General features: G+C 59.9%; 24 protein-coding genes and 5 tRNA genes. 18 read left to right on the top strand and 11 right to left on the bottom strand.

Features of this window, described 5'->3' with window-relative positions; genetic code table 11:
* Positions 1-33: 33 nt before the first annotated feature.
* Positions 34-612: a manganese efflux pump MntP gene (locus ACESWY_RS08290; protein ID WP_373093428.1), complete on the bottom strand. Its 579-nt coding sequence runs from the start codon at positions 610-612 to the stop codon at positions 34-36.
* Positions 613-986: 374 nt separating this feature from the next.
* Here ACESWY_RS08290 and disA point away from each other — a divergent pair, with 374 nt between their 5' ends.
* The 17 genes from disA (at position 987) to rplA (ending at position 11,840) form a co-directional block, all read left to right on the top strand.
* Complete coding sequence (gene disA, locus ACESWY_RS08285; RefSeq protein WP_006234973.1) at positions 987-2,027, top strand: DNA integrity scanning diadenylate cyclase DisA; 1,041 nt, start codon at positions 987-989, stop codon at positions 2,025-2,027.
* Complete coding sequence (gene ispD / locus ACESWY_RS08280; protein WP_373093426.1) at positions 2,027-2,755, top strand: 2-C-methyl-D-erythritol 4-phosphate cytidylyltransferase; 729 nt, start codon at positions 2,027-2,029, stop codon at positions 2,753-2,755. Before disA ends, ispD begins: the two co-directional genes overlap by 1 nt.
* On the top strand, positions 2,745-3,239 hold the full coding sequence (gene ispF / locus ACESWY_RS08275; protein WP_006234975.1) for a 2-C-methyl-D-erythritol 2,4-cyclodiphosphate synthase: 495 nt from the start codon (positions 2,745-2,747) through the stop codon (positions 3,237-3,239). Before ispD ends, ispF begins: the two co-directional genes overlap by 11 nt.
* A gap of 3 nt (positions 3,240-3,242) precedes the next feature.
* Positions 3,243-4,709: a cysteine--tRNA ligase gene (gene cysS, locus ACESWY_RS08270; protein WP_373093424.1), complete on the top strand. Its 1,467-nt coding sequence runs from the start codon at positions 3,243-3,245 to the stop codon at positions 4,707-4,709.
* A gap of 143 nt (positions 4,710-4,852) precedes the next feature.
* Positions 4,853-5,767, top strand: coding sequence for a 23S rRNA (guanosine(2251)-2'-O)-methyltransferase RlmB (gene rlmB / locus ACESWY_RS08265; RefSeq protein ID WP_373093422.1), 915 nt, complete (start codon positions 4,853-4,855; stop codon positions 5,765-5,767).
* A 3-nt stretch (positions 5,768-5,770) separates the two neighbouring features.
* Positions 5,771-6,448: an NYN domain-containing protein gene (locus ACESWY_RS08260; RefSeq protein WP_006234978.1), complete on the top strand. Its 678-nt coding sequence runs from the start codon at positions 5,771-5,773 to the stop codon at positions 6,446-6,448.
* Between the two features lie 224 nt (positions 6,449-6,672).
* Positions 6,673-6,747 (top strand) — tRNA-Thr (locus tag ACESWY_RS08255).
* Positions 6,748-7,458: 711 nt separating this feature from the next.
* Positions 7,459-7,540: transfer RNA gene (locus tag ACESWY_RS08250), tRNA-Tyr, on the top strand.
* 10 nt (positions 7,541-7,550) lie between these two features.
* Positions 7,551-7,626 (top strand) — tRNA-Thr (locus ACESWY_RS08245).
* A 3-nt stretch (positions 7,627-7,629) separates the two neighbouring features.
* Positions 7,630-7,706 (top strand) — tRNA-Met (locus tag ACESWY_RS08240).
* Between the two features lie 96 nt (positions 7,707-7,802).
* Positions 7,803-8,993 carry an elongation factor Tu gene (gene tuf, locus ACESWY_RS08235; protein ID WP_035137538.1) on the top strand — a complete coding sequence of 397 codons (1,191 nt, stop codon included), beginning with the start codon at positions 7,803-7,805 and terminating at the stop codon, positions 8,991-8,993.
* Between the two features lie 279 nt (positions 8,994-9,272).
* On the top strand, positions 9,273-9,422 hold the full coding sequence (gene rpmG / locus ACESWY_RS08230; RefSeq protein WP_022093895.1) for a 50S ribosomal protein L33: 150 nt from the start codon (positions 9,273-9,275) through the stop codon (positions 9,420-9,422).
* 13 nt (positions 9,423-9,435) lie between these two features.
* Positions 9,436-9,511 (top strand) — tRNA-Trp (locus ACESWY_RS08225).
* Between the two features lie 76 nt (positions 9,512-9,587).
* A complete protein-coding gene (gene secE, locus ACESWY_RS08220; protein WP_035137537.1) occupies positions 9,588-9,926 on the top strand; it encodes a preprotein translocase subunit SecE in 339 nt (112 codons plus the stop codon).
* A 3-nt stretch (positions 9,927-9,929) separates the two neighbouring features.
* Entirely contained in the window at positions 9,930-10,466 is a 537-nt protein-coding gene (gene nusG, locus ACESWY_RS08215; RefSeq protein ID WP_099432095.1) for a transcription termination/antitermination protein NusG, read from the top strand.
* A 120-nt stretch (positions 10,467-10,586) separates the two neighbouring features.
* Complete coding sequence (gene rplK / locus ACESWY_RS08210; RefSeq protein ID WP_022093893.1) at positions 10,587-11,015, top strand: 50S ribosomal protein L11; 429 nt, start codon at positions 10,587-10,589, stop codon at positions 11,013-11,015.
* Between the two features lie 117 nt (positions 11,016-11,132).
* Positions 11,133-11,840, top strand: a complete 708-nt coding sequence (rplA, locus tag ACESWY_RS08205; RefSeq protein ID WP_373093418.1) for a 50S ribosomal protein L1 — start codon at positions 11,133-11,135, stop codon at positions 11,838-11,840.
* A gap of 125 nt (positions 11,841-11,965) precedes the next feature.
* Here the strand turns inward: rplA and ACESWY_RS08200 are convergent, their stop codons facing one another.
* The 10 genes from ACESWY_RS08200 to ACESWY_RS08155 form a co-directional block, all read right to left on the bottom strand.
* Positions 11,966-12,676, bottom strand: a complete 711-nt coding sequence (locus ACESWY_RS08200) for a metallophosphoesterase family protein (RefSeq protein WP_006234987.1) — start codon at positions 12,674-12,676, stop codon at positions 11,966-11,968.
* A complete protein-coding gene (locus ACESWY_RS08195; RefSeq protein WP_373093415.1) occupies positions 12,673-14,589 on the bottom strand; it encodes a BMP family ABC transporter substrate-binding protein in 1,917 nt (638 codons plus the stop codon). The genes ACESWY_RS08200 and ACESWY_RS08195 overlap by 4 nt, the downstream gene beginning before the upstream one ends.
* Positions 14,590-14,680: 91 nt before the next feature.
* Positions 14,681-15,448, bottom strand: coding sequence for a mechanosensitive ion channel family protein (locus ACESWY_RS08190; RefSeq protein WP_195544454.1), 768 nt, complete (start codon positions 15,446-15,448; stop codon positions 14,681-14,683).
* A gap of 129 nt (positions 15,449-15,577) precedes the next feature.
* Complete coding sequence (locus ACESWY_RS08185; RefSeq protein ID WP_373093413.1) at positions 15,578-17,602, bottom strand: bifunctional metallophosphatase/5'-nucleotidase; 2,025 nt, start codon at positions 17,600-17,602, stop codon at positions 15,578-15,580.
* A gap of 158 nt (positions 17,603-17,760) precedes the next feature.
* A complete protein-coding gene (locus ACESWY_RS08180) occupies positions 17,761-18,555 on the bottom strand; it encodes an ABC transporter ATP-binding protein (RefSeq protein ID WP_373093411.1) in 795 nt (264 codons plus the stop codon).
* Positions 18,548-19,471: an ABC transporter permease gene (locus tag ACESWY_RS08175; RefSeq protein ID WP_006234992.1), complete on the bottom strand. Its 924-nt coding sequence runs from the start codon at positions 19,469-19,471 to the stop codon at positions 18,548-18,550. Before ACESWY_RS08175 ends, ACESWY_RS08180 begins: the two co-directional genes overlap by 8 nt.
* A 203-nt stretch (positions 19,472-19,674) precedes the next feature.
* Positions 19,675-20,655 (bottom strand): ABC transporter substrate-binding protein, encoded by a 981-nt coding sequence (locus tag ACESWY_RS08170; RefSeq protein WP_022093885.1) that lies wholly within the window; start codon positions 20,653-20,655, stop codon positions 19,675-19,677.
* Between the two features lie 160 nt (positions 20,656-20,815).
* Positions 20,816-21,601, bottom strand: coding sequence for a hypothetical protein (locus ACESWY_RS08165; RefSeq protein ID WP_373093408.1), 786 nt, complete (start codon positions 21,599-21,601; stop codon positions 20,816-20,818).
* A gap of 258 nt (positions 21,602-21,859) precedes the next feature.
* Entirely contained in the window at positions 21,860-23,263 is a 1,404-nt protein-coding gene (asnS, locus tag ACESWY_RS08160; protein ID WP_022093883.1) for an asparagine--tRNA ligase, read from the bottom strand.
* 181 nt (positions 23,264-23,444) lie between these two features.
* The gene (locus ACESWY_RS08155) at positions 23,445-24,008 is read right to left on the bottom strand and encodes a PTS sugar transporter subunit IIA (RefSeq protein ID WP_022093882.1); all 564 of its coding nucleotides are present in this window, start codon (positions 24,006-24,008) and stop codon (positions 23,445-23,447) included.
* Positions 24,009-24,251: 243 nt separating this feature from the next.
* Here ACESWY_RS08155 and ACESWY_RS08150 point away from each other — a divergent pair, with 243 nt between their 5' ends.
* The gene (locus ACESWY_RS08150) at positions 24,252-25,154 is read left to right on the top strand and encodes an alpha/beta hydrolase (RefSeq protein WP_373093405.1); all 903 of its coding nucleotides are present in this window, start codon (positions 24,252-24,254) and stop codon (positions 25,152-25,154) included.
* The last annotated feature ends 214 nt before the right edge of the window (positions 25,155-25,368 follow it).

Genomic DNA, 25,368 nt, shown 5'->3' with positions numbered 1-25,368 from the left:
CCGCTTGGCGTAATGCCGGGCGGCCGTTATTCGTTACAGTGCGAGAATCCCCAGATGCTCAAGCAAGATCTTAAGCCCGATGAGGATGAGCACGACGCCACCCACGATGGTGGCGGGTTTTTCGTAGCGCGCGCCAAAGGTGTGGCCGATCGCTACGCCGGCAACGGAGAAGACAAAGGTCGTGATGCCGATGAGCGATACAGCTGGAACGATGTCGACGGAAAGCGCGGCGAACGAGATGCCCACGGCCAGGGCGTCAATCGAGGTGGCGATGGCGAGGATCAGGTACTCGCCCAGGTCAATCTTTTCGGCATCCTTGCCGTCGCCTTCATCCTCGTCTTCGGTAAAGGCCTCCCACAACATTTTGCCGCCGATAAAGGCGAGCAGGATAAAGGCGATCCAATGGTCGATGGGTCCGATGATGCCCATGAATTGACTGCCGAGCGCCCATCCGATTACGGGCATGCCGGCCTGAAAGCCGCCAAAGAACAAGCCGAGCACCACGGCAACTTTAAGGTTGATCTTCTTCATGCCAAGGCCCTTGCAGATGGAAACGGCAAAGGCGTCCATCGAAAGGCCAACGGCGAGCAATACGAGCTCTGCGAGTCCCATAGTCTGGCTCCCTCTCTGCGGGCGGGCCCGCGTGTACCTCTTGGGGGAGTAACAAAAAAGACCCGTGGCGTACGCGTTGCGCGCACAGCCACGAGTCTCGTTCATTAAGGCAAGCCAGGCCGCATCGGCCAGTGTGTTGACTTGCCGCGCCACCGGAGGCGAACCCGATCACGCGACTACTCCCTCATTTATGCGAATCCCGATGCTACCACATAAGCAGCTCATTTGGATTGGGGCTCTCAGCTGTGTTCGCTCATTCTGTAAGCATCGGATTTTGCGGGCGTCACAGGGGCAAACCGTGAGAAACTTATTGACGTTTATGGAGCGTATACGATGGGAGCGATGCCTTGGATAAGAACGAGCTGCAAAAGCGTATGGAACAGGCCATTCGCCTGACGGCACCTGGCCAGCCGATCCGCACCGCCCTCGACATGATCATTGCTGGTCACCTGGGCGCCCTTATCTGTGTCGGCGACACCGAAAACGTGCTCGCCGCCGGTAACGACGGCTTCCCGCTCAACATTTCGTTTACCTCGAACCGCCTGTTCGAGCTTTCCAAGATGGACGGCGCCATCGTTATCGATGGCGACCTCACCCAGATCCTGCGCGCCAACTTCCACCTCAATCCCGATCCCTCGCTCGCCACGAGTGAGACGGGCATGCGTCACCGTACTGCCGCTCGCATGTCGGTGCTCACCGATGCCATCGTGATCTCGGTTTCGGCTCGCCGTGCCGTCGTTAACGTGTACGTTCACGGCAAGAGCTACGAGATTCAGCCCGTCACCACCATCATGAGCTCGGTCAACCAGCTCGTCGCCACGCTTCAGACCACCCGTCAGTCGCTCGATCGCTCCTTGCTGCGCCTGACGGCCCTTGAGCTCGACGACTACGTTACGCTCGCCGACATCACCGGCATCTTCTCGAGTTTCGAGATCATGCAGCAGGCAAAGACCGAGCTTAAGGATTGCATCGTCAAGCTGGGTAACCAGGGCAAGCTCGTGCAGATGCAGCTCGAGCAGCTCGCGGGCTCCAGCATGGATACCGAATACGACCTGATGATCCGCGACTACGCAAGCGATTCCTCCGAGGCAAACGCCGAGAAGATTCGCGCCGAGCTCGCTCGCATGACGCCTAAGGACCTGTCCGACCCGCAGCATGTGGCGGCGGTTCTGGGTTACGACGACCTGGACGAGGACTCCGTCATGACACCGCTGGGCCTGCGCACGCTTTCGCGCGTGTCCGTCGTGCGCGACGGCGTGGCCGAGAAGATCGTCGACGAGTATGGCTCGCTGCAGGAGCTCATGGACGACATCAGCGAGGATCCGGAGCGCTTGGGCGACTTTGGCGTCAACAACCCTGCCATTCTTGCGGACTCGCTGTACCGCATGAAGGGCACCAAACAGGGGAACGCATAATGGCGCCCGTATGCGCCGTGGTCGTTGCCGGCGGCAGCGGCCAGCGCTTTGGAAATCCCGGCGGCAAGCAGCTCGTTAACGTGGCGGGCCGTCCGCTCATGAGCTGGTCCATCCGCGCGTTCGATCGTAGCGACAAGGTCGGCCATATCGTCGTGGTTTGCCCTGCCGAGCGCCGTGCCGAGATGCGCCGCTTGGCTATCGACCCGTTTGACTATGACACGCCCATCAGCTTTGCCGATGCCGGCGATACTCGTCAGGATTCCACCCGCGCCGGCGTGCACGCGGTGCCGGCGGGTTTCGAATATGTCGCTATCCACGACGGCGCCCGTCCGCTCATTACGACCGAGGCCATCGACCACGCTATCGACGTGCTCGTGAGCGACCGCTCGCTCGACGGTGTCGTGTGCGGCCAGCCCGCGATCGACACGCTCAAGATCGTCGATGGCGACAATATCGTCGAGACGCCGCCGCGTGAGCTCTACTGGGCAGCGCAGACGCCGCAGATCTTTAGCGTCGATGCTATGAAGCGCGCCCATGCTGCAGCCATTGCCGAGGGCTTTATCGGCACCGATGATTCGTCGCTGGTCGAGCGCATGGGTGGGCGCGTCCGCTGCGTCCAGAGCCCGCGCGATAACCTTAAGGTGACGGTGCCCGAGGACCTGCGTCCCGTAACCGCGATTCTGCTTGGCCTCATGGCCGAGGGAGAGGACCTTCCCCATGTTCAGTAACCTGCGCATTGGCCATGGCTACGACGTCCACCGTCTGGTGGAGGGGCGTCGATGTATCATCGGCGGTGTCGACATTCCCTACGAGCGCGGCCTGCTGGGCCACTCGGATGCCGATGTGCTCGCGCACGCCTTGGCCGACGCCATTCTGGGCGCCTGCCGCGGGGGAGACATCGGCAAGCTATTCCCCGATACCGACCCCGCCTATGAGGGTGCCGATTCGATGGTGCTGCTCGCTCGCGTGATGGACTATGCGCGCGAGCTGGGCTTTGAGTTTGTCGATGCCGATTGCACCATTGCCTGCCAGCAGCCTAAGATCACCCCACACCGCGATGCCATGCGTGCCAACCTTGCCCATGCCTTGGGCGTTGACGTCGAAAACGTGGGCGTCGCCGCCACTACGACCGAAAAGCTCGGTTGGGAAGGCCAGGGCGAGGGAATCGGCGCCTGGGCCGTCTGCCTGCTACAGAAAACCGTTAAGGAGTAACGAATGCGTATCTACAACAGCGCTACCCATAAAAAGGAAGAGTTCCAGCCCATCGAGTCCGACAAGGTCCGCATGTACGTGTGCGGCCCCACGGTCTACGACAACATCCACATCGGCAACGCCCGTACGTTCATCAGCTTTGACGTGATTCGCCGCTGGCTCATCGCGAGCGGTTACGAGGTCACGTTCGCCCAGAACCTCACCGATGTCGACGACAAGATCATCAAGCGCGCCAACGAGCAGGGCCGTACGGCCGCCGAGGTCGCGACGGAGTTCTCCGACAAGTTCATCGGCGTCATGCGCGCCGCCAACGTGCTCGATCCCGATGTGCGCCCCCGCGCCACCAAGGAGATCGGCCCCATGATCGCCATGATCAAGACGCTTATCGAGCAGGGCCACGCTTACGCAGCCGATAACGGCGATGTGTACTTTGCCGTGCGCAGCGATCCCAGCTATGGTCAGGTCTCGGGCCGCAACATCGACGACCTTATGGTTGGCGCACGCATCGAGGAGAACGAGGACAAGAACGACCCGCTCGACTTTGCCCTGTGGAAGGCCGCCAAGCCCGGCGAGCCCAGCTGGCCGAGCCCCTGGGGCGAGGGCCGTCCCGGTTGGCACACCGAGTGCGCCGCCATGGTGCATCGCTACCTGGGCACTCCGATCGACATCCACGGCGGCGGCTCCGACCTTGCCTTCCCGCATCACGAGAACGAGTGCGCTCAGGCCACCTGCGCCTGGCACCAGGGCTTCTCCAACACCTGGATGCACACGGGCATGCTGCTGGTAGACGGCGAGAAGATGTCCAAGTCGCTCGGCAACTTCTTTACGCTGGCCGAGGTCCTCGAGCAGCACTCCGCCGCCGCCCTGCGCCTGCTGATGCTGCAGACGAGCTATCGCTCGCCGCTCGACTTTTCTTGGGAGCGCCTGGAGGGTGCCGAGAACTCGCTCACGCGTATCGCCGGTACGGTCGAGAACCTGCGCTGGGCCGCGAACCATGCGACGGCCGATGCCGATGAGGCAGCATCCGAGGCGTTTGCCGCCAAGGCCGCCGAGACCCGTGCCACCTTTAAGGAGTGCATGGACGACGACTTTAACACCGCCGGTGCCATGGGTGCTGTCTTTGGCTTTGTGACCGAGTGCAACCAGTACCTGGAGCAGGCGGGCGATGCTGCCGACAAGGCCGCAGTCCTGGCTGCCGCCGATACGCTGGCCGAGCTGCTCGATACGTTTGGCGTTGAGCTTCCCGAGCCCAAGGTCGAGCTGCCGCTGGGTCTGCTGGGCGTTGCCGCCGGTTTGGTTGCCTATACGGGCGACGACGTGGACGAGGCTGCTGCCAAGATTCTCGAGGCCCGCGCCGAGGCCCGTGCCGCCAAGAACTGGGATCTGGCCGACGCCATCCGCGACCAGCTCAAGGACCTGGGCCTCACCATTGAGGATACGGCCGCGGGCACTCGTATTAAGAGTCTCTAGTATTTGTCGACCGTTCGAGGTGCGGCAGATTGCCTTGAAAGAGGAGGGCATAGACCTGGTGGTCATGCCCGACGATTGAAAGGCAAGGTTCCGTGGCTCGGACGGTCGATTCTTGTTCGTTATCTATTTAAGGAGGCCGTCCTATGGCCGACAATCGCAAGCGTGCGCCTCGTGGCGGCAAGCAGGCTGCTTCTGGCTCGCGTCCGATTCGCCGCAATGATCGCGCTGCCGCTCCCAAGGGCCAGCGCGATCGCACCCAGGCCGCACGTCCGCAGCGCGATCGCAACCGCGACGCTGTCCAGGCTCCCAAGGGCGAGTTTATCGAAGGTCGTCGTGCTGCCGCCGAGGCGCTACGCACTGGTTTTCCCATCAAGTGCGCGCTCATTGCCGAGGGCGGGGAGCGCGATGCCGCCTTGTCGCGCCTGGTCGATGACCTCAACGCCGCGGGCGTCCGCATTAAGTTCGTTCCACGCGCGCAGCTCGATGCGCTGTCGAGCCATGGCGCTCACCAGGGCATTGCGCTCGAGGTTGGCAACTTCCCCTATGCCGATGTCGCCGACATCCTCGACCGCGCGGGCGACGGTCCGGCGCTCGTCATCGTGCTCGACCATGTGACCGACGATGGCAACTTTGGTGCGATCGTGCGCTCTGCCGAGGTCGTGGGCGCGGCAGGCGCCATCATTGCCAACAAGCGCGCCGCCGGTGTGACCGTCGGCAGCTATAAGACTTCTGCCGGCGCCGTCATGCATCTGCCTATCGCGCAGGTGCCCAACATCGCCCGTGCGCTCGACGATCTTAAGGCCGCTGGCTTTTGGGTGGGCGGTGCCTCCGAGCACGCCGAAGGCAGTTGCTGGGATGCTCCCTTCGAGGGCCGCGTGGCGCTCGTCATGGGCTCCGAGGGCGACGGCATCTCGCGCCTGGTGCTCGAGAAATGCGACTTTTTGACCAAGCTTCCCCAGCGCGGCATGACCGAGAGCCTCAATGTTGCCCAGGCGACCACGGCGCTGTGCTTTGAGTGGCTGCGCCGCAACGCTGGCGAGCTCATGGGGGAGGAGTAGCGCATGTCCAAAAAGAACCGTGCCAAGTCCAAGGCCAAGCGCTTTGGCGAGGGCTCGGCCAAGCCGATTGTTTCGGCCGCGACCTATGGCGTGGGCGGCAATGCGTTTGCGCAGGCCATCGCCGACCCGGTCTCGACGGTGCACTCCAACAAGCCCGAGCTGCTGGTGGTCGACGGCTACAACGTGATCCACTGCACGCCGCGCTACGAAAAGCTCGTGTACGACCATTCCGACGATCCGTATTCCAGCGACGTTCACGATATGGCGCGCACCGCCCTCATCAACGACGTCGCCGCCTTTGCCCAGGGCCGTTACGAGGCCGTAATCGTGTTTGACGGCGCGGGCAATATCTCCAGCGAGCGCCCCAACCTACCGGCCCGCGGCGTGCGCATTGAGTTTTCGCCGACGGGTGTTTCGGCCGATACCGTGGTGCAGAAGCTCTGCATCGAGGCACGTGAGGAAGGTCGCGCGTGCTCCGTGGTATCGAGCGACGGCACGATCCAGGCCGTCGTCATGGGCAAGGGCGTTACGCGCATCTCGAGCCGTATGCTGGTAGACGAGATTAAACAGATCGATAACGACGTTCACGAGGCAGAGGAAGCTCCGCAGATCAAGATGACTCTGGGCAGTCGCCTGAGCCCCGATGCCCTGGCCAAGCTCAAGGCGTTGCGCGGACGGTAGGGGAGCATCTATAGAGACCGGTTACTCGATTGGTCAATCCGCTGGCCTGTAGTCAATGGGTTGTGGACTTGCCGCCGCCAAAACGAATAGTTTTTTGTTTTGGCGAACGGATAAAACTATTCGTTCTGGCGAATAGTTTTGAGATGTGGTCGGGTGAAGGGCCTGTTGCGCCTCGTCCGCAATTCCTTTATTCTTAACTGGCTTCGCGCGAAAGCGCCAAGTGTGCCAGTGTGGCGCAACGGTAGCGCAACTGATTTGTAATCAGTGGGTTGCAGGTTCGATTCCTGTCACTGGCTCCATGAGAGTTTCGGGCTCTGTCCCCCTGAGGGACAGGGCCCGTTTCTATTAATGTCGATAAGTCAGCGTGTTTGGCGCCAACCAAGCTTCAGGTTTGTCTCGATTTGTAACACGAAGAAGCTGAAAACCGTTCTTACTGTTACAGAATGAGACGTAAGCGGAGGTCTCTGCGTAATATCTCGACCTGTAACAGATAGGGGAGAAAATGTTCTCTAAATGTTACAGATTGAGACAAAGGCGGGAACGAACCCAGCCGTTCACCTTGGGCGTGGATTATCGGACGTACGAGCGTGGAAAATCTCCCGCTTAGTGAATGAGCGTGGATAATCTGCCACTTTGGATTCGATGACGCGGCAAAGTGGGGGATTACCCACGCTCGATTTCAAACGGGAGAAAATCCACGCTCGAATCTGCCACGGGAGCCCGATCTCGACCTATATATAGGTGCAAATAGGCTGTTATCGAAGTTCGATCCTGAAGGTGTACTCCACTACACCAAAGTGTTACCTTGGGAAACGTCACCTCAGTATCCAAAACCACCGTCCTTCATATCCAAACTCAACAAAACCGCAGGTCACGGCTATATAGATACGCCCGGCACCGTGTATCTAGAGGTTTTCGTTGACAGCCCCCAAGGTGGCATCGTATTATCTTCTTCGTTCGCGGGGGCGGCGGTCCAAAAGACCAAAGGACCTGCGGATACTTGAACGATTGGGAGTTTGCCCGAGTGGTTAATGGGGACGGGCTGTAAACCCGTTGGCTCTGCCTACATAGGTTCGAATCCTATAGCTCCCACCCGTCAAGTGCCTGTATAGCTCAGTCGGTAGAGCACTTCGTTGGTAACGAAGAGGTCACCAGTTCAAGTCTGGTTGCAGGCTCCATCCGGCGGTGTAGCTCAGTTGGTTAGAGCACACGGTTCATACCCGTGGCGTCACTGGTTCGAATCCAGTCACCGCTACCATAGGTAACACGGTGGCTTCTCAATAGTATGTTGAGAGGCCACTATGGTATAAAGGCAAAGTCCCGTCCGGGGACGACCTGTTAAGAGGAGGGCTTTATGGCCAAAGAGAAGTTTGAGCGCACTAAGCCGCATGTTAACATCGGCACCATTGGTCACGTCGACCACGGCAAGACCACGCTGACCGCTGCCATCACCAAGGTTCTCTCCGAGACCGAGGGCTGCAAGGCTGACTTCACTGCGTTCGAGAACATCGACAAGGCTCCCGAGGAGCGCGAGCGCGGCATTACGATTTCCGTCTCCCACGTTGAGTACGAGACCGCTGCCCGTCACTACGCTCACGTTGACTGCCCGGGCCACGCTGACTACGTCAAGAACATGATCTCCGGCGCTGCTCAGATGGACGGCGCTATCCTGGTCATCGCTGCTACCGACGGCCCCATGGCTCAGACCCGCGAGCACATCCTGCTCGCCCGTCAGGTCGGCGTTCCCTACATCGTCGTCTTCCTGAACAAGTGCGACATGGTCGACGATGACGAGCTCATCGACCTCGTCGAGATGGAGACCCGTGAGCTCCTCTCCGAGTACGATTTCCCCGGCGACGACATCCCCGTCATCCGTGGCTCCGCTCTGGGCGCTCTTGAGGGCGACGCCAAGTGGATGGACGCCATTCGCGAGCTCATGAAGGCCGTCGACGAGTACATCCCGACGCCTGCTCGTAACAACGACCTCCCGTTCCTGATGGCCGTTGAGGACGTTATGACCATCTCCGGCCGTGGTACCGTTGCTACTGGCCGTGTCGAGCGCGGTGAGCTCAAGCTCAACGAGCCCGTCGAGATCGTCGGCATCAAGGATACCCAGAACACCGTCGTTACCGGTATCGAGATGTTCCGTAAGTCCATGGACTTCTGCGAGGCTGGCGACAACGTCGGTCTGCTGCTCCGCGGCATCAAGCGTGAGGACATCGAGCGCGGCCAGGTTCTCTGCAAGCCCGGTTCGGTTACCCCGCACACCAAGTTCACCGGCGAGATCTACGTTCTGACCAAGGAGGAGGGCGGCCGTCACACCCCGTTCTTCGATGGTTATCGTCCTCAGTTCTACTTCCGTACCACCGACGTTACCGGTACGGTCAAGCTCCCCGAGGGCACCGAGATGGCTATGCCTGGTGACCACATCACCATCGAGGGCGACCTCATCCACCCGATCGCCATGGAGGAGGGCCTGCGCTTCGCTATCCGCGAGGGTGGCCACACCGTCGGTTCGGGCATCGTCTCCACGATCATTGAGTAAATTAGCTCTTTGATATAGCTGACTTAGAGAACCCGGCACTTATATGGGTGCCGGGTTCTTTTCTGCAATGGATATTGAGCCGTTGCTGGTGTCGAGAGGATCGATAATGGTCCTGGATGCACCGTCGATTAGCTCTCGATGGCTTCATTGATGTGTTCCAAATATGAATGGATCCACCGAGAACCAATTGACTCGAGGTTTTCATTGACAGCACTTACGTGGAGCTGATAAAGTAACAACTCGTGCCCGTACGGGGCGGAAATGAAAGGTTCAGGATACATGCGTACTCTAGTTACTCTTGCGTGCACTGAGTGCAAGCGCCGCAACTATACGACCACCAAGAACAAGTCGACCATGCCTGATCGTATGGAGATCAAGAAGTATTGCCCCTGGTGCCGTCACCACACGCTGCACAAAGAGACTCGCTAGTCTCTAGTCACATACGCCAGTAGTTCAATTGGTAGAGCATCGGTCTCCAAAACCGAGTGTTGAGGGTTCGAGTCCTTCCTGGCGTGCCAGTCATTATTCCGTAAGCTCCCACTTGGGGGCTTACGGTTTACTCATGTATAAGCGCATTGCGCGGAGGTAACCCAAATGGCCAACAAGAAGAACAAGAAGAAGGCTCAGCAGCCGGCACCTGCCAACAAAGCTGCCGCCAACTCCAAGGTTGAGGCCAAGAAGGCCGTTGCCAAGAAGAACGAGAAGGCTGCGAAGTCCAAGAAGAACGAGAAGCCTGGTTTCTTCGCGCGCACCAAGAAGTATTTCGCTTCGGTCAAGTCCGAGATGAAGCGTGTCACGTGGCCCGATAAGAAGGAGCTCGTGAACTACTCGGTTGTCGTTTGCGCTTCTCTGATCGTCGTCGGCGTCGTCATCGCTCTGCTCGATGCTGGCTTTGGCGAGGCTCTTGCTCTGTTCTCTGGATTGAGGGGCTAAACCATGTCTAAGCGTTGGTACGTCGTTCACACTTACTCTGGATACGAGAACCGCGTTAAGTCCGATCTCGAGCATCGCATCGAGACTATGGGCATGCAGGACCGTATCTTTGATATCGAGATTCCTATGGAGCGCGTCACCGAGATTAAAGAGGGTGGCAAGCGTGAGACCAAGGATTCCAAGATCTTCCCGGGTTATGTCTTGGTCCGCATGGAGATGGATGACGATGCTTGGACGTGTGTTCGTAACACGCCTGGCGTCACCGGTTTCCTAGGCGGCAACGGCAAGCCCGCTCCGCTTTCCCGCGACGAGTACAACAAGATGACTCGTCGTCCCGGTAAGGGCGATTCGCCCAAGCGCACCTCGGTTGATATTGAGGTCGGTACGTCCGTCCGCGTCACCGATGGCCCGCTTACCGACTTTGATGGCAAGGTCTCCGAGGTTAACACCGAGGCTGGCAAGCTTAAGGTCACGCTGATGATCTTTGGCCGCGAGACGCCGGTCGAGCTCGACTTTAACCAGGTCGCTGTCATCGCTTAAGTTTTCGTCCGTTCGCGCGAGCGTGCTTCTTCTGTGACTGCTCATCTCAGGAGTGCTTCTAACACGTGCGTGCTTACGATATAGCAAGTACTTCACACTCGTGATTCGAAAGGAATGACCATGGCTGAGAAGAAGGTTGCCAACGTCATTAAGCTCCAGATTCCTGCTGGTGCAGCAAACCCCGCTCCTCCCGTCGGTCCCGCCCTGGGCGCTGCTGGCGTGAACATCATGCAGTTCTGCCAGGCCTTTAACGCCGAGACGCAGGACAAGAAGGGTGACATCATCCCCGTTGAGATCTCTGTCTACGAGGACAAGTCCTTCTCCTTCATCACCAAGACCCCGCCGGCGGCTCACCTTATCAAGAAGGAGCTGAACCTTAAGTCTGGTTCCGCTAAGCCCCAGGCTGACAAGGTTGGTCAGCTCTCCCAGGAGCAGCTCACCAAGATCGCCGAGATCAAGATGCCGGACCTCAATGCCAACGACATTGACGCCGCCAAGAAGATCATCGCCGGTACCGCCCGTTCCATGGGCGTCACCATCGCTGAGTAGCGATTTCTTATGGTAACGACGGGTGCTCCGACCGGGGCGCCCGTTAAATGTGTGCAATAGGGCACACGATACGATGTGGGAGGGCTCACGCCCGTTTAACCACAGGAGGTAATGCACATGGCTAAGCATGGTAAGAGCTATAACGCCGCTGCTGAGAAGATCGACCGCGCCACGCTCTACACCCCCCTTCAGGCTGCCAAGCTCATCAAGGAGCTCGACACCGCCAAGTTCGACGAGACCGTCGAGGCTCACTTCCGTCTGGGCATCGATACTCGTAAGGCTGACCAGAACATCCGTGGTTCCATCTCCCTGCCCCACGGCACCGGCAAGACCGTTCGTGTTGCCGTCTTCGCCGAGGGCGAGAAGGCCCGTGAGGCTGAGGCTGCCGGCGCCGACATCATCGGTTCCGACGAGCTCATCGCCCAGATTCAGAAGGGCGAGATCAACTTCGACGCCGCTATCGCTACGCCGAACATGATGGCCAAGGTTGGCCGCATCGGTAAGATCCTTGGTCCCCGTGGCCTCATGCCGAACCCCAAGCTCGGCACCGTGACCATGGACGTCGCCAAGATGGTCTCTGAGCTCAAGGCTGGCCGCGTTGAGTACCGCGCCGACCGCTACGGCATCTGCCATGTGCCCCTGGGCAAGAAGTCCTTCTCTGAGCAGCAGCTCGTCGAGAACTACGCTGCCCTGTACACCGAGATCCTGCGCGTCAAGCCCTCTTCTGCTAAGGGCAAGTACGTCAAGTCCATCTCCGTGTCTTCCACCATGGGCCCTGGCGTCAAGGTCGATCCCGCTGTCCAGCGTGACTTCCTGGCTGAGTAACTGCTAGTTACTGCCTGAGCAAAGCAAGCATTGCTAAAGAAACCCGATTCCGCCTCGTGTGGGACCGGGTTTCTTGCTATCGCGTCAAAAGCACCATAAAGGGGACAGTGTCCCCTTTATGGTGGTTACCAGGGTGTTCTGGCTGTTGAGGACTCGATGGCATCGTGGCGTTTGAGCTCGCGGCGCATGGTTTGCGAATTGAGCCAGGCTGCCTGCCAGCCACGGATGGGGTAGCGCGTCTGGTCGAGCTCAAACTGCGTATAGCCGCAGGCGTTGATGATCGTCGTTCCACACACATGCTGCCGCTCGCGCTGAAAATCGTAACCGTAGCTTTGGTGTACATGCCCATGCACCATGTAGTCGGCCCCCCAGGATTCAAGCGCCGTGTTAAAGCACTCAAACCCTCGATGCGGCAGATCGTCCAGATCACCCATACCGGCGGCGGGTGCATGGGTAAGCAGAATGTCGCACCCGCCGACCATCCTAACCTTACGCGACAGCTTACGCATGCGCTTGGACATCTCGCGTTCGGTGTACATGTTGGCGCCGTCGCGATAACGCATGGACCCGCCAAGGCCCGCAATGCGAATCCCTCGGTACGTGTACACGCTGTCTTCTACGCAGATACATCCGCCCGGTGCATGACGTGCGTAGCGGTCATCGTGATTGCCACGCACGTAGATGAGCGGTTTGTTGATGACCGTAACCAAAAACTCAAGATAGTCCGGGTCCAGATCGCCGGCGGACAAAATCAGGTCGACGCCCTCAAAGCGTTCCTTGCGAAAGCACTCCCAAAGGCATCGTTCTTCGGTATCGGCTATGGCAAGGATTTTCATAGGGCAGGGACTTTCGGCTCATCGTCGAGCTGCGGAATGGTGCCTACCACGTTATCCGCCAGCCAATTCATCTCGACAATCTGCGTGCTCGGCAGCGGAGGGAAGCCTTCGATCTGTACCACGCCGTTCTGGCTGTGGAGCTCGCCGCCAAAGGGGTTGATGGATCCCTCAACAATGCCGTTACGGAGCAACTGCACGAGTTTGCGCGTCTGGTAGGGTAGGCCCGGAGCGTAACGGATGTCGATAACGCCAGAGCTCATGCCGTACCAGTAGTTGACGGCGCGCACTTGGTTGTCATCGCTGGTCTCGTCCCACGTGCCGTGCAGAAGGCTGCGAACGATGAGCTCGTAGTAGCGCCCCCAGTTCCAGACGGGCATGGCGATGCCGGTAACCTTGCCATCGACCAAGCGGTGAAGCCCGTAGGCAGTGGAATCTTCCAGCGACTTTGACATATCGGCGCCGGTCATGACGCTTACGCCTTCGCGGTACATGGCTTCGGCAAGACCACCGGCGGGAACATCGCCCCAGGTGAGGATGACCTGCGCGCGCGGGTCGAGCAGCGAGGCGCCAATCGCAAAGGCGTTGATCTCGCTGAGTGCGCCCGAGGCGAAGACCGACGCGTGGTAACCGATGCGGTGGTTGTCCGCCATGCTGGCCGCAAGGGCGCCCAGGAGGAACTTGGCCTCGTACATCTTGCCAAAGTACGAACGGACGCTTTGATGGGGAAGGCCGATAGAGCAGTTGAGGAACCGAACCCGGGGATACTCAACGGCAGCCCTGAGCGTGTATTCCATCAGGCGGTGCGAGGTCGAGAAGATGACGTTTGCTCCATGTTTGACAGCCGTTTCCACGGCGGCGTAGAACACATCCGGATCGTGACAGTCCTCGAACGCCTCGGTGCGCACGATACCGCCAAAGTGCTCATCGAGATACTGACGCCCTTGGTCGTGCAGGCTGTCCCAGCTCGACGTCGCACAGGGGAACTCATGGATAAAGGCGATGCGCAGGGGGTTGGCCGTCGAGTAGACGGTCTTGCCCATAAAGAAGTTGAGCACGCCAGCGGTGGACTTGGCGGGCGTTTCTTCCTCGTCGACGCTCGGTGCTTCGACAAGATCGACCTTGTCCTCGTCATTTTTGCCGGCAATGACCAGCTCGCGCCAAATCTTGCACAGGCGGTTTACGACGATATCCGTCGGCGTATCCAGCAGGCGGTCCTGGTTGTACACATTGAGGTACACGAGCATGGCGTCGGCAGGCGTAATGTCCAGGTGGTCGCCGCCTGCGCGAAGGTAGGCGCGCTTAAAGAGCAGGAAGGTGTGGCGCAGGTAGTCGACCTTTTTCTGCGGCCATTTTTCGATAAGGTTCTGACCGAGCATCTTGGCGAGCGTTTCGTAGCTTCCCTCACGCGAGAACTCGATCTCGTATAGGGGGCAGACGCGCCAAAACGCGCAGAATTCACCGTACAGGCGGCTTTCGACGGAATCCCATTTGCCGGGGTAGAGACGGGTGACCTTGGCCGAAACCGTCGGGGCGTCTAGGAATTTGAGGACACTGACGCGTTTGTTGCCTTCTTGGACATAGAACCGATGCATGAACTCGGTGACGATGACGGGGTCGCGATAGCCCTCGGTCACCTGGATGTCGTAGAGGTTGGACCACTTGCGGGCGAACTCGGTGCTAAACGGAAGCAGGGGCATAAAGTTACACGAAAAGGCGGACTGACGGCCCTTGGTGACCGTGCCGACGACCATTTCGAGCGGAATATCCCGCAGGCCGACATTCTCTCGCTGACCTAAGGGGAGCTGAGCAACCAAGCTATCGAGGTCCGTAAGGTATGGATGCTCGCTTTGGCTAATGGCGCGTCGACGTCCTTGCTCGCCGCGCTTGCGTGCTTGACGATAGGCCTCTTCCATGATGTTGCTCCCTTAGTCGTTTAAACAACTATATGAACCATGGTACCACGAATGAAAACCACTACAAAGATGCCTGTCTCTTTTTGGCGGGTTAGGCGATGATGGGGGCGATGGCGCGGATGCAAGCGTCGGCTGCCGTGAAAGTAGTGCTGTCGTCGCTGACGATAAAGATGATCTTGCCCTTGATGCCAAAGTCGCCGATTTCGCTAAAGAGTACGTAGGGCTCCTTGTCAAAGCCCGAGATGGGAAGCACGGCGGCCTTGGTGGCGCTGGTCAGCTCGTCTGCCAGTGCGTCGAGCGAGGCCCACTTGGACGTGTCCTTTACGGCAACGGGCACAGCCACACGCCCAAAGGGCATGAGGTGCACGAGCGTGTTCTTGGAGATGTTGGAGTTGGGCACAATGATGGTCTGTCCACAGGCATCCTCAATCGTTGTGTGGCGCCAAGTGATGTCTTGGACCACGCCGGATACGCCGCCGACCTCGATATTGTCGCCGGGTTTGATGATGCCCATAAAGGTCACCTGCATGCCGCCGATAAGGTTTGACAGCGTGTCCTGAAAGCCGAGCGAGATGGCGATGCCGCCGACGCCAAGAGCGGCGACGAGGGCGTTTGCATTAATGCCAAAACAGTTGTCGAGGATAAAGCTGCCGCCGATCATCCAGATGACGGCGCGCGCGATGTTGATGAAGATACTCGATGCCGGTAGCGGGTTATCGTCTCGGTTAAGCAGATGGTTCAGGGTCTTGGATACGACCTTGGCGGCGACGGCGGTGCCTATCGCCAAGATGACGGCCCAGATGATGTTGTGGACCCACCGTTGCTCAAAGAAATGAAGAATCGGCTCAAACAATTCCATGTAGGGAAAACCTCCTAATGATCGTCCAACCATGATACCCACCAAGAAGCCCATCCGATCAAATTCGGACGGGCTTCTGTGCTCGACATAAGGTTTACGCGGTGGGGCTGCAAGGCCCGGCGGTGTAGCTTAGCGTCGACGCTTCCAGATAATGCCGAGCATGATGACGATGATGCCGCCGATAAGGCACGCGCCAACTACTGCCAGCGTGCGGTCTCCCGTTGCGGCGAGCTTACCGGTCGTCTTCTTGGTGATGACCTTCGTGGTCGTCGTGTCCGTCTTAGGCGAGGGCTTAGGCGTCGGGGCCGGTGTGGGCGTGGGGTCCACGGCAGCGGAGCCAAAGCTGATGGTGCCGGCGAGCCCGGCCATCTTGCTCTCCCAGCCGTTCTGCCCAATCAGTGCCCTCAGCGCCGCCTCGCACGTGCCCCACTCGGTGTACTTGGTGGCGTGTGCAAAGGTGGGAAAATCGGTCGTGTTGGTAATGATGTAGTTGTTGGTGGCGACGGTATAGGTCTTGGCGGGGTCGAGCGTGCTGCCGTCTTTGGTGAGTGTGGCACTCACAATGCGCTTGCCTTCGGGCTGCGTCCAATCAATCGTCACGTTGATGCCGCCAAAGGAGAGAACGCTGCCAGAGTCATCGCGCCACTTGTACTTGTCTTGCGCCTCCTGCTCGGTATGGCCGGCTGCCACGTAGGCTTGCTGAAGCTCGTAGCTGTGATTGCACTCGTCGCTGATTTGTAGCGAGTGCTCGAGCGCTGCGAGGAAGTCCGCGCCGGTCATGGTCCAGGTCTCCACGGTGTTGCCGTAGGGCGAGATGGCGATGACGTTGCCGGCGGTCACGTTGCCCGCCGCGATGCCGCCGCGGATGCCGCCAGCGTTTTCGATAGCGAGGTCTGCGCCCGTCAAGGCAAGATAGGAGCCGCAAATCACGTGGCCGATGGTCTGGGCTTTGGTGGTGTCGTCCTCCTTGCTGGGGCGGAAATCGGTGGTGCGCACCATTTCCCAACCATGCGTGCCTGTGGCGTCCTCGCCGTAGAAATAGTTGGTGGTGGATGTGCCGAGCACCTTGTTCGATTCGTTTTCAAAGGCCTCGTCGAGCGGCTTGATCTTGTTGCGGACGGCTTCAAGGCAGCTTTGGTAGTCGGAGCCCTTGTCGGGGTCTGCCAAAAGGTCGTTGACGTTCTTGGCGGTGTAGAGCTTCTCGTCGCTGCCGTCTGCAGGGACCGTGACCGTGTCATCGTCGGTCGTCTCGGTGCCATTGGTGTCGTACTTGTACGGAATGGAAAGCAGCCCCACCTCGGCAAAGGCGCTGCCTGCCTCGACAACGTGGATCGTCTTGCCGTCGGCTCCCGTCACCTTCTCGTTAAGGTTGATGTGCTCGTGGCCTGCGATAAGGGCATCGATGCCACGGAGCCGTGTGGCAAAGGTCTTGGCGTTGAGCGTATGCGCGATACAGACGACAACGTTGCAGCCCTCCTTGCGCAGCTGCTCTGCCTCGGTATTGATGGCGTTCGTGGCACTCGAGAACGACGTGCCCGCGACCAGGTCCGCGCGCAGCGAGGATCCCAGCGACTCATCCATGGCACCCACGACGCCGACCTTGATTTTGTAGTCGAATGTGGAGTGATCCTCGCTATCCTCCCAGGTGCGATCGAGCGTCTTCGTGATGCTCGAGCTCCATACGCCGCTCGTAGACTTCGCGTTCGCGCAGAGCATGGCGAAGGGCGTGCCGGTGGTGCTGTAGCCGGTCATGGTGCGGAGCTTGTCCGCGCCGTAGCTCCAGTCGTGGTTGCCCGGCGTGGTCGCGTCGTAGCCGTCTACATAGAAGGTGTCCATGAGCTCGGCGATGCTCTTGCCCTCGCTCATGGTGGCGAAGGACTGCCCGTGGAAGGTGTCGCCCGCATCGAGCAAAAGATCGGGGGCGCTGTTTTGGGCGCTATAGAGAACCGCCAGTCCGTCGAAGCCGACGGTGCCGGTGCCCTTGCTTGCGTTGTAGCTGTACTTGTAGCTGCCGTGGATATCGTTGGTGTGCATGACGGCCACGGAGCCGTCAATAGCGACGGGCAGGTTCCCCGCGAAAGCGAGGCTTGGGATGCTTGCGAGCGCGCCGGCAAACAACGCGGCGGCTAACGCAAGGCGGGGGAGTCTTTTCATGGCAGTTTCCTTAGTCCTTAGCCAGAATGTCTGGTTGAATATCGGATTATCGACATAATATGCGAAAACCGCCGCAAGGGCGCTTGTCCCTTAGCGGCGGTTTTGACGTTTGCGCAGATAGAACCTGCCAAAATAAACCTGTCCCTTTTTGGCAGGTTTTAGCTCAGCAGCATGCGGTCGTTGGCAAGCTCGCCGCCCGAGACCTCCTCGAACTTCTGCAGTAGGTCGGCGACGGTGAGCGACTTCTTCTCATCGCCCGCCACGTCGTAGATCACATGGCCCTCGTGCATCATGATCAGACGGTTGCCCAGACGGATGGCGTCGTTCATGTTATGCGTGACCATGAGCGTGGTCAGGTGGTTCTCGTCGACGATCTCCTCGGTCAGGTTGAGCACCTTAGAGGCCGTCTTGGGGTCGAGGGCCGCCGTGTGCTCGTCGAGCAGCAGCAGGCGCGGCCTGGTGAGCGTGGCCATCAGCAGGGTGAGTGCCTGGCGCTGGCCACCCGAGAGCAGGCCGACCTTGGCGTTGAGACGCGTGTCCAGACCAAGGTCCAGGCGCTTGAGCAGCTCAACGTACTCATCTTTCTCGGCCTTGGTGACGCCCCACGAAAGGCCGCGACGCTGGCCGCGACGCTTGGCGAGGGCCAAGTTCTCGGCAATCTGCATGTCGGCAGCGGTACCGCGCATGGGGTCCTGGAACACGCGGCCCAGGTACTTGGTGCGCTGCGACTCGCTCAGGCGCGAGATGTCGGTGCCGTCGAGCTCGATAACGCCCGAATCGAGCGGGTACACGCCGGCGATCATGTTGAGCAGCGTGGACTTGCCGGCGCCGTTGCCGCCGATCACGGTTACAAAGTCGCCGTCATTCAGGGTGAGGTCGACGCCGGTGAGCGCGCGCTTCTCGGTGACGGTGCCCTTGTTAAAGGTCTTCTTGACATGCGAGAGCTTAAGCATCTGCCTCATCTCCCTTCGTGTAGGAGCTGCGGAGCTTATAGCGCTCCCAAACCACGGGCACGCACAGGGCCACAGCGACAATTACGGCGGAGAGCAGCTTCATGTCGTTGGCGTCCATGCCCAACTGCAGCACGATGGCGCGGATAAGGAAGTACACCACGGAGCCAAAGACGGCGGAGGCAAGACGGACGCTAAACTGCGTGAGGCCGCCGGGCAGCAGACGGCCGAGCACCTCACCGATAACAATGGCGGCAAGACCGATAACGATGGCACCGGTGCCCATACCAATGTCGGCATACTTTTGGCTCTGGCAGATGAGCGCGCCCGAAAGGCCGATGAGGGCGTTGGAGAGCACGAGGGCGATCATCTTGGTGGAGTTGGTGTTGACGCCCAGAGCGCGGATCATGTACTCGTTGTTGCCGGTGGCGCGCAGCGCCGAGCCGATCTCGGTGCCAAAGAACCAATACAGGATGGCAACGATAGCCACGGCGAGCAGGATGCCCAAGATGATGGCAACGGTGGACTGCGGCAGACCGGTCATATTGCTGACGGCCGAGAACACGGTGCCCTTGGCAAGAATGGGCGTATTGGACTTGCCCATGATACGCAGGTTAATGGACCACAGGCTGATCTGGGTGAGGATTCCGGCGAGGATCGCGGGAATCTCAAAGACGGTGGTCAAAATGCCCGTGACGGCACCCGCGATGGCGCCGGCGCACATGCCGGCCAGCACGGCGAGCAGCGGGTCGACGTTGTTATTGACGATGAGCACAGCGCAGACGCAGCCGCCGAGGGCAAAGCTGCCGTCGCAGGTCATATCGGGAATGTCGAGCAGGCGGAACGTGATAAACACGCCAAGCACCATAATGCCCCAGAGGACGCCCTGCGAAACGGCGCCCTGCAATGCAATAAGCATGCTTCATACCTCCTAGGATAGGGTGGACACGTGAGTCACCATGATAGCGGTAACAATGTATAAAAGAGCTGCGGACAGACGTTTTGTTTTACCTGAAACAAGCAGGGCGGACGCCGGTCTACAGCGCCCGCCCCTGTGGCTCAGATATTGAATAACGCGGCTAAAGCGCGAGCACGGGCTCTAGACGCATGCCGCGTATGGCATTACGCGTCCAGGGCGGAAAGGTCGATGCCCAGGGCCTCGGCCATTTCGTCGTTCTTGACGACGACCAGGTCCTTGCTCGAGAGGTGCTTGATCGGCATATCCTCGGGCTTGGCCTCGCCCTTCAGGATCTTAACGGCCATCTCGCCCGCGGCGTAGCCCAGGTCCTCATAGTTGATGGAGAGGGTGAACAGGCCGCCGGCCATGCACATACCCTCCTCGCCAGTCACGAAGGGAAGCTTGTTTTCCTTGCAGATCTGGCCGACCTGCGAGGCACCCGCGGCGATGGTGTTGTCGGTGGGGGAGTACAGCGCGTCGACCTTGCCCACGGCAGACTCGACGACGGACTGAATCTCGTTGGAGCTCGAGACGGTGAAGTCAGTGTACTCGAGGCCCAGCTTGTCGAGCTCCTTCTTGGCGGCCTTGATCTGGACGTCGGAGTTGGACTCGGCGGTGCAGTAGAGCAGGCCGACCTTTTTAACGTCGGGCAGGACCTTCTGCATCATCTCGAGCTGCTCGGCGACCGGGGTGAGGTCGGAAGCGCCCGTGACGTTGGTGCCGGGCTTGTCGTTGTCCTGGACCAGGCCGGAGGCGGCGTAGTCGGTGATGGCGCAGCCCACGATGGGGATATCGGCCGTGGCGCCGGCGGCAGCCTGCGCGGCGGGCGTGGCGATGGCATAAATCAGGTTGACGTTGTCGCCCACAAACTTGTCGGCAATGGACTTACACGTGGACTGGTCGTTCTGGGCGTTCTTCTGGTCGATCTTGACCTTAAGGCCGCTCTCCTTGATGGCCTTGACAAAGCCGTCGTTGGCGGCATCGAGTGCGGAGTGCTCGGTGAGCTGCAGAACGCCGATGGTGTAGTCGGAACCGGCGGCAGCAGAGCCGGAACCAGAGTTGCCGCCGCATCCGGCGAGCGGGGCGAGCGCGAGCAGGCCAGCAGAGACCAGAAGGCTCCTGCGGCTGATGGTGATGTCCTTCATATCATTACCCCCAGTATAAAAATGGCTGGAAACACTGCACTGGGACAAAGTGCAAGTGGAACTATAGTAGCGCTGATGTCCATTTTTACAACAGCCTGGCGGGTTTTTTAATACAGAATCGGATGGGCGGTACGGGTAGTCGAATGGGCGGCGGAGGGTCTTATGCGGCGGAGGAGGTGTCGTCCTCGTCTAGGGCGGCGAAGAGCTTCTTGCCGTCGAGGAGACGTGTGGTGACGTTTCTCATTCGGCCAATCTCTACGGTACGCAACGTGTCATCGGCGCCTCGGGCGTCATAGACCGTTCCCAGCAAATAAGAGATGCCGTCTCGTTGCTTGATGGCAAAGGGACGGAGTGTCATCCGTGCTGCTTCGGTTTCGCCACGCGTCGTGACGCTCGAAATATCAAAACTCACCGTGGTTCCGTGGTCGATGGCCTGCTCGACGAGCTCGCACGTGTCGATACGCTTGATGGGCGTGCGTGTTGCCTTGGTAGCCTTGCTGCCTGCGCTCGGAACGGGTTCGGGTGTATCGAGGTAGCCGCGAACGTCGGCACTCGCCATGGCAACTAAGTGCTGCGCCATGCTCTTGCGGATAGCGATAGGCGTGGAGCGGTTGCGCATGACCATACCGTGGAGCCGGATGATCTCTTCGTCGGCGAGCGGACGGGTAAGAAGTTTGTAGCCCACGCCGCGTTTGTACTCAATTTCGTATCCGGCATGGCGAAGCGCGGAGATGGCGGTGTAGATGCTGCGCCGCGCCGCCGAGATGGGCATGCGGGCGGGGTCGTCGGGATGGGCGAGGCGCCGGATCAGCTCATCGGAAAGTATGGCCTTGTCTTCGCCGGTGTTTTCGCTCAAGAGCTGCAGGATGCGAACGGCGCGATAGGCTGCCATCGAGGCGGCGCCTCTCGTCGTGGTGTCGTAGGTTTCAACAGCGGCTTCGGTCATCGTGCCCACGTCCTTTCCGTTTTGGGTGGCGACGGTATGGAGCCTAGGACGTGGGGCTTTCCCAGGGGCGCAGGGCGCTCTGGGCGGTCGGTAGTCGTCGGCAAACGGCGGGTCGAGTTTTCAACAGCCCTGCTCAACTGACCAAAACCTTGCCAAAAGCTTGACGGATGCTGTTGAAAAAAGCGTCTCTCGACCGATGTCGAGAGACGCTTGTACGATGAGCGTTGGCGTGTGGCGACGCGAGCTAGTGTCCGACGATTAGAAGTCGGCGTTGCCCACGGTGCGCGGGTGCGGCAGGACGTCGCGGATGTTGCCCACGCCGGTCAGATACATGACCAAGCGCTCGAAGCCCAGACCGTAGCCGGCGTGCTTGCAGGAACCGTAGCGGCGCAGGTCAAGGTAGTACTTGTACTGCTCGGGATTCATACCCAGGTCCTTGATGCGGGCCTCGAGCAGATCCAGGCGCTCCTCGCGCTGGGAGCCACCGATGATCTCGCCGATGCCCGGCACCAGGCAGTCGGCGGCGGCGACGGTCTTGCCGTCCTCGTTCATGCGCATGTAGAACGCCTTGATCTCGGCCGGGTAGTCGGTCACGAAGGTCGGGCGCTTAAAGTGCTCCTCGGTCAGGAAGCGCTCGTGCTCGGTCTGCAGGTCGATGCCCCAGCTGACGGGGTAATCAAACTGGTGGCCAGCAGCGACTGCCTGCTCCAGGATCTCGACGGCCTCGGTGTAGGTAACGCGGGCAAAGTCGGAGTTGGCGACATGGTCCAGGCGCTCGAGCAGACCCTTGTCCACAAACTTGTTGAGCATATTGAGCTCGTCGGGGCAGGTCGCCATAACGTCCTTGAGGACGTACTTGAGCATGGCCTCGGCGTTATCCATGTAGTCGTTCAGGTCGGCAAAGGCCATCTCGGGCTCGATCATCCAAAACTCGGCGGCGTGGCGCGTGGTGTTGGAGTTCTCGGCACGGAAGGTGGGGCCAAAGGTGTACACGTCGCCAAAGGCCATGGCAAAGTTCTCGGCATTGAGCTGGCCGGACACGGTGAGGCTTGCATGCTTGCCAAAGAAGTCCTGGCTCCAGTCGACCTCGCCGGACTCGGTGAGGGGCGGATTTTTGGGGTCGAGCGTGGTCACGCGGAACATCTCGCCGGCGCCCTCGCAGTCACTCGTGGTGATGATGGGGGTGTTGACGTAGACAAAGCCCTGCTCCTGGAAGAAGCGGTGGATGGCGGCAGCCGCGACAGAGCGGATGCGGAACACGGCGCGGAACAGGTTGGTGCGCGGGCGCAGGTGCTGCTGGGTGCGCAGGAACTCGACGGTTGCGCGCTTCTTCTGCAGCGGGTAATCCGGGGCGCTCGTGCCCTCGACCTCGATGGAGGTGGCAGAAAGCTCGAAAGGCTGGGGCGCATCGGGGGTCAGCTTGACGGTGCCGGTGCAAATGAGTGCGGCCGAGACGTTTTGATGGGCGATCTCGTCGTAGTTGTCGAGTGCCTCGCGGTTCATGACGACCTGCAGGTCGCGGAAGCAGCTGCCGTCGTTGAGCGTAACAAAGCCAAAGTTCTTCATGTCGCGGACGGACTTGACCCAGCCGGCGACGGTGACGGTCTGGCCGCCGAGCGACTCGGCATCGGCATAGAGCTGCGCGATTTTGGTGCGGTTCACGTATCCTCCCATAACGGTTGAATGATAGTTATCCATACAGTTCGATATTCTAGCAGCTCGGCTCATTTGAGCTATACAGATAAAGCATTGGCGGGATGGTTTTTCAAACGAAAAGTGCCCGCGGCCAAATGGTCGCGGGCGCTTGACGAGGTGCCTTTTGGCTGTGTGGCGTGGGGCCTGGCTACTTGGTCTTGGCAACCAGCAGCGGGTCGCCAAGCTTGACGAGCGGGTTGCCGCCGATAAGCGTTCCAGACTCGCCGACATGGTCGATGCTCTTAAGACGATCGAGCTCGGAGACGATGACGGTCACGATGTCCTCGTGACCAGCGGCCTTAATGGCCTCGCGGTCGAAGCTGATGAGCGGCTGGCCTGCCTTGACCACATCGCCCATCTCGACAAAGCGGGCAAAACCCTTGCCGTTCATTTCCACGGTGCCCAGGCCAACATGGATGAACACGCGCAGGCCGTCCTCGGTGATCATGCCGATGGAGTGGTTGGTGACAGTGGTGGCACCGATGCGGCCGTTGGCGGGCGCATAGATGGTGCCGGTAATGGGCTCGATGCCATAGCCCTGGCCAAGCATGCCCGAGGCGATCGTCTCGTCGGGAACCTCGTCCAGGTTGACGAGCACGCCGTTGACGGGGGCATAGATGACGCCTTCGCGGGTGGCGAAGCTTGCTGCGGGCGGAACGGACGCCTCGCCGGTCGAGGTGAAGGTGGACTTAAGCGAATCGAGCAGACCCATAGTTGCCTCCAACTTAAATAGGCGCATATCGCGCGTTTGGTTTGCCGGAAACGTTTCACATGTGTTTCGCGGCTTGGTCAACGCCCCTATTCTACGCTGCTCAACGATACCTCTGAACTGGGATTATGTGATATATCAGTTGAAGGGAAACTTATTGCCGGAGTGTTTCTGCGCCACGGGTTCAAGTGGGGTACGCTTGAAGGCGAAAAACAAGGGCGCATAATTTGCGCGAAGGGAGCACATATGATTGTCGAGAGCCATGCGCTGTGGGGCGAGGAGCCGACCGAGGAATATCCGGCGACATTTACGTATTTGGGTGCCGAGCCGCTGCCCGATAAACCGAATGGCCGCCGCCCTGCCGTGATTATCTGTGGCGGAGGTGCGTTTACGCATATCGCTCCGCATGAGCAGGATCCTGTGGCGTTTGCGTTTTTGGATCACGGTTACCAGGCCTTTGTGCTCAACTATGTCACGAGCTCTACGGGTGACGTGAGCTTTCCGCACCCCCAGGCAGATCTTGCCAAGATGGTCGCCACGGTGCGCGCCAACGCCGACGAGTGGCATGTCGATCCTAAGCGCGTGTGCGTCGTGGGATTCTCGGCGGGCGGCATGATCTGTGCCTCGCTGGCAACGCAGTGGAAGACCGGCCCCTTCGCGGCACTTGCCGGGGCACGTCCGGACGACATTCGTCCCGATGCCGTGGTGCTGGGCTATCCGCTGCTCGACTTTGCCTATGTGCGCGACATGCAGACGCGCGATCCGCGCATTGACTTGCGCGTGCCCAAGACGGGCGGCAAGACGGGGCGCGATTTGCTCAACGACTACCTGTCGATGGTGACGGGTGGCGAGGCAACTGACGAGCATTTGGCCGATATCTGCCCCACCACGCATGTTTCGCGTCAGATGCCGCCGACCTTTGTGTGGGGCGTGTCCGACGACAAGACGGCGCCGATCGCGCAGGTCTACCCGTTTGCGCAGCGCATGGCCGAGGAGGGCGTTGCATGCGAGATGCACGTCTTCGACCAGGGTGGTCACGGCCTTTCGCTCGGCAACGCCAACACCGCGGTCGACAACGAGGACAAGCAGGTGGCGGTCCGTCCCTGGATCTGCCTAGCCTTCCGCTTCCTGGAGCGCCACGGGTTTTAGTTCCGGCGTTTTACCAAACGCCGTAACCACTTGACGCTGCAAGCCCGCCAGGGCGGCAATCTGCCTTTCAACTTCGGCGGTATGACCAGAAGGTCAATGCCGCCTCGCTTCAAGGCACCTTGCTCGCTCTGGCGGGCTTTCGCTCATATGACCCAATCCGCTGTCAAGAGCCACAATGGCCCCGCCGACCGCTTGCAATCGGTCGGCGGGGCCT

This window comes from Collinsella aerofaciens ATCC 25986, assembly GCF_964237925.1.
In the GTDB taxonomy this organism is placed as follows: Bacteria; Actinomycetota; Coriobacteriia; order Coriobacteriales; family Coriobacteriaceae; genus Collinsella; species Collinsella aerofaciens_BJ.
This window is presented reverse-complemented; position numbering and strand designations above follow the sequence as displayed.

Coding starts and splice junctions, on each gene's coding strand:
- ACESWY_RS08180 (WP_373093411.1), bottom strand. CDS start 18,555: ATGCTTAAGCTCTCGCATGTCAAGAAGACCTTTAACAAGGGCACCGTC.
- ACESWY_RS08185 (WP_373093413.1), bottom strand. CDS start 17,602: ATGAAAAGACTCCCCCGCCTTGCGTTAGCCGCCGCGTTGTTTGCCGGC.
- ACESWY_RS08190 (WP_195544454.1), bottom strand. CDS start 15,448: ATGGAATTGTTTGAGCCGATTCTTCATTTCTTTGAGCAACGGTGGGTC.
- rplA (WP_373093418.1), top strand. CDS start 11,133: ATGGCTAAGCATGGTAAGAGCTATAACGCCGCTGCTGAGAAGATCGAC.
- ACESWY_RS08195 (WP_373093415.1), bottom strand. CDS start 14,589: ATGGAAGAGGCCTATCGTCAAGCACGCAAGCGCGGCGAGCAAGGACGT.
- disA (WP_006234973.1), top strand. CDS start 987: ATGGAACAGGCCATTCGCCTGACGGCACCTGGCCAGCCGATCCGCACC.
- ACESWY_RS08165 (WP_373093408.1), bottom strand. CDS start 21,601: ATGACCGAAGCCGCTGTTGAAACCTACGACACCACGACGAGAGGCGCC.
- ACESWY_RS08200 (WP_006234987.1), bottom strand. CDS start 12,676: ATGAAAATCCTTGCCATAGCCGATACCGAAGAACGATGCCTTTGGGAG.
- ACESWY_RS08155 (WP_022093882.1), bottom strand. CDS start 24,008: ATGGGTCTGCTCGATTCGCTTAAGTCCACCTTCACCTCGACCGGCGAG.
- secE (WP_035137537.1), top strand. CDS start 9,588: ATGGCCAACAAGAAGAACAAGAAGAAGGCTCAGCAGCCGGCACCTGCC.
- rlmB (WP_373093422.1), top strand. CDS start 4,853: ATGGCCGACAATCGCAAGCGTGCGCCTCGTGGCGGCAAGCAGGCTGCT.
- cysS (WP_373093424.1), top strand. CDS start 3,243: ATGCGTATCTACAACAGCGCTACCCATAAAAAGGAAGAGTTCCAGCCC.
- rplK (WP_022093893.1), top strand. CDS start 10,587: ATGGCTGAGAAGAAGGTTGCCAACGTCATTAAGCTCCAGATTCCTGCT.
- ACESWY_RS08150 (WP_373093405.1), top strand. CDS start 24,252: ATGATTGTCGAGAGCCATGCGCTGTGGGGCGAGGAGCCGACCGAGGAA.
- ispF (WP_006234975.1), top strand. CDS start 2,745: ATGTTCAGTAACCTGCGCATTGGCCATGGCTACGACGTCCACCGTCTG.
- ACESWY_RS08175 (WP_006234992.1), bottom strand. CDS start 19,471: ATGCTTATTGCATTGCAGGGCGCCGTTTCGCAGGGCGTCCTCTGGGGC.
- ACESWY_RS08170 (WP_022093885.1), bottom strand. CDS start 20,655: ATGAAGGACATCACCATCAGCCGCAGGAGCCTTCTGGTCTCTGCTGGC.
- tuf (WP_035137538.1), top strand. CDS start 7,803: ATGGCCAAAGAGAAGTTTGAGCGCACTAAGCCGCATGTTAACATCGGC.
- ACESWY_RS08260 (WP_006234978.1), top strand. CDS start 5,771: ATGTCCAAAAAGAACCGTGCCAAGTCCAAGGCCAAGCGCTTTGGCGAG.
- rpmG (WP_022093895.1), top strand. CDS start 9,273: ATGCGTACTCTAGTTACTCTTGCGTGCACTGAGTGCAAGCGCCGCAAC.
- nusG (WP_099432095.1), top strand. CDS start 9,930: ATGTCTAAGCGTTGGTACGTCGTTCACACTTACTCTGGATACGAGAAC.
- ACESWY_RS08290 (WP_373093428.1), bottom strand. CDS start 612: ATGGGACTCGCAGAGCTCGTATTGCTCGCCGTTGGCCTTTCGATGGAC.
- ispD (WP_373093426.1), top strand. CDS start 2,027: ATGGCGCCCGTATGCGCCGTGGTCGTTGCCGGCGGCAGCGGCCAGCGC.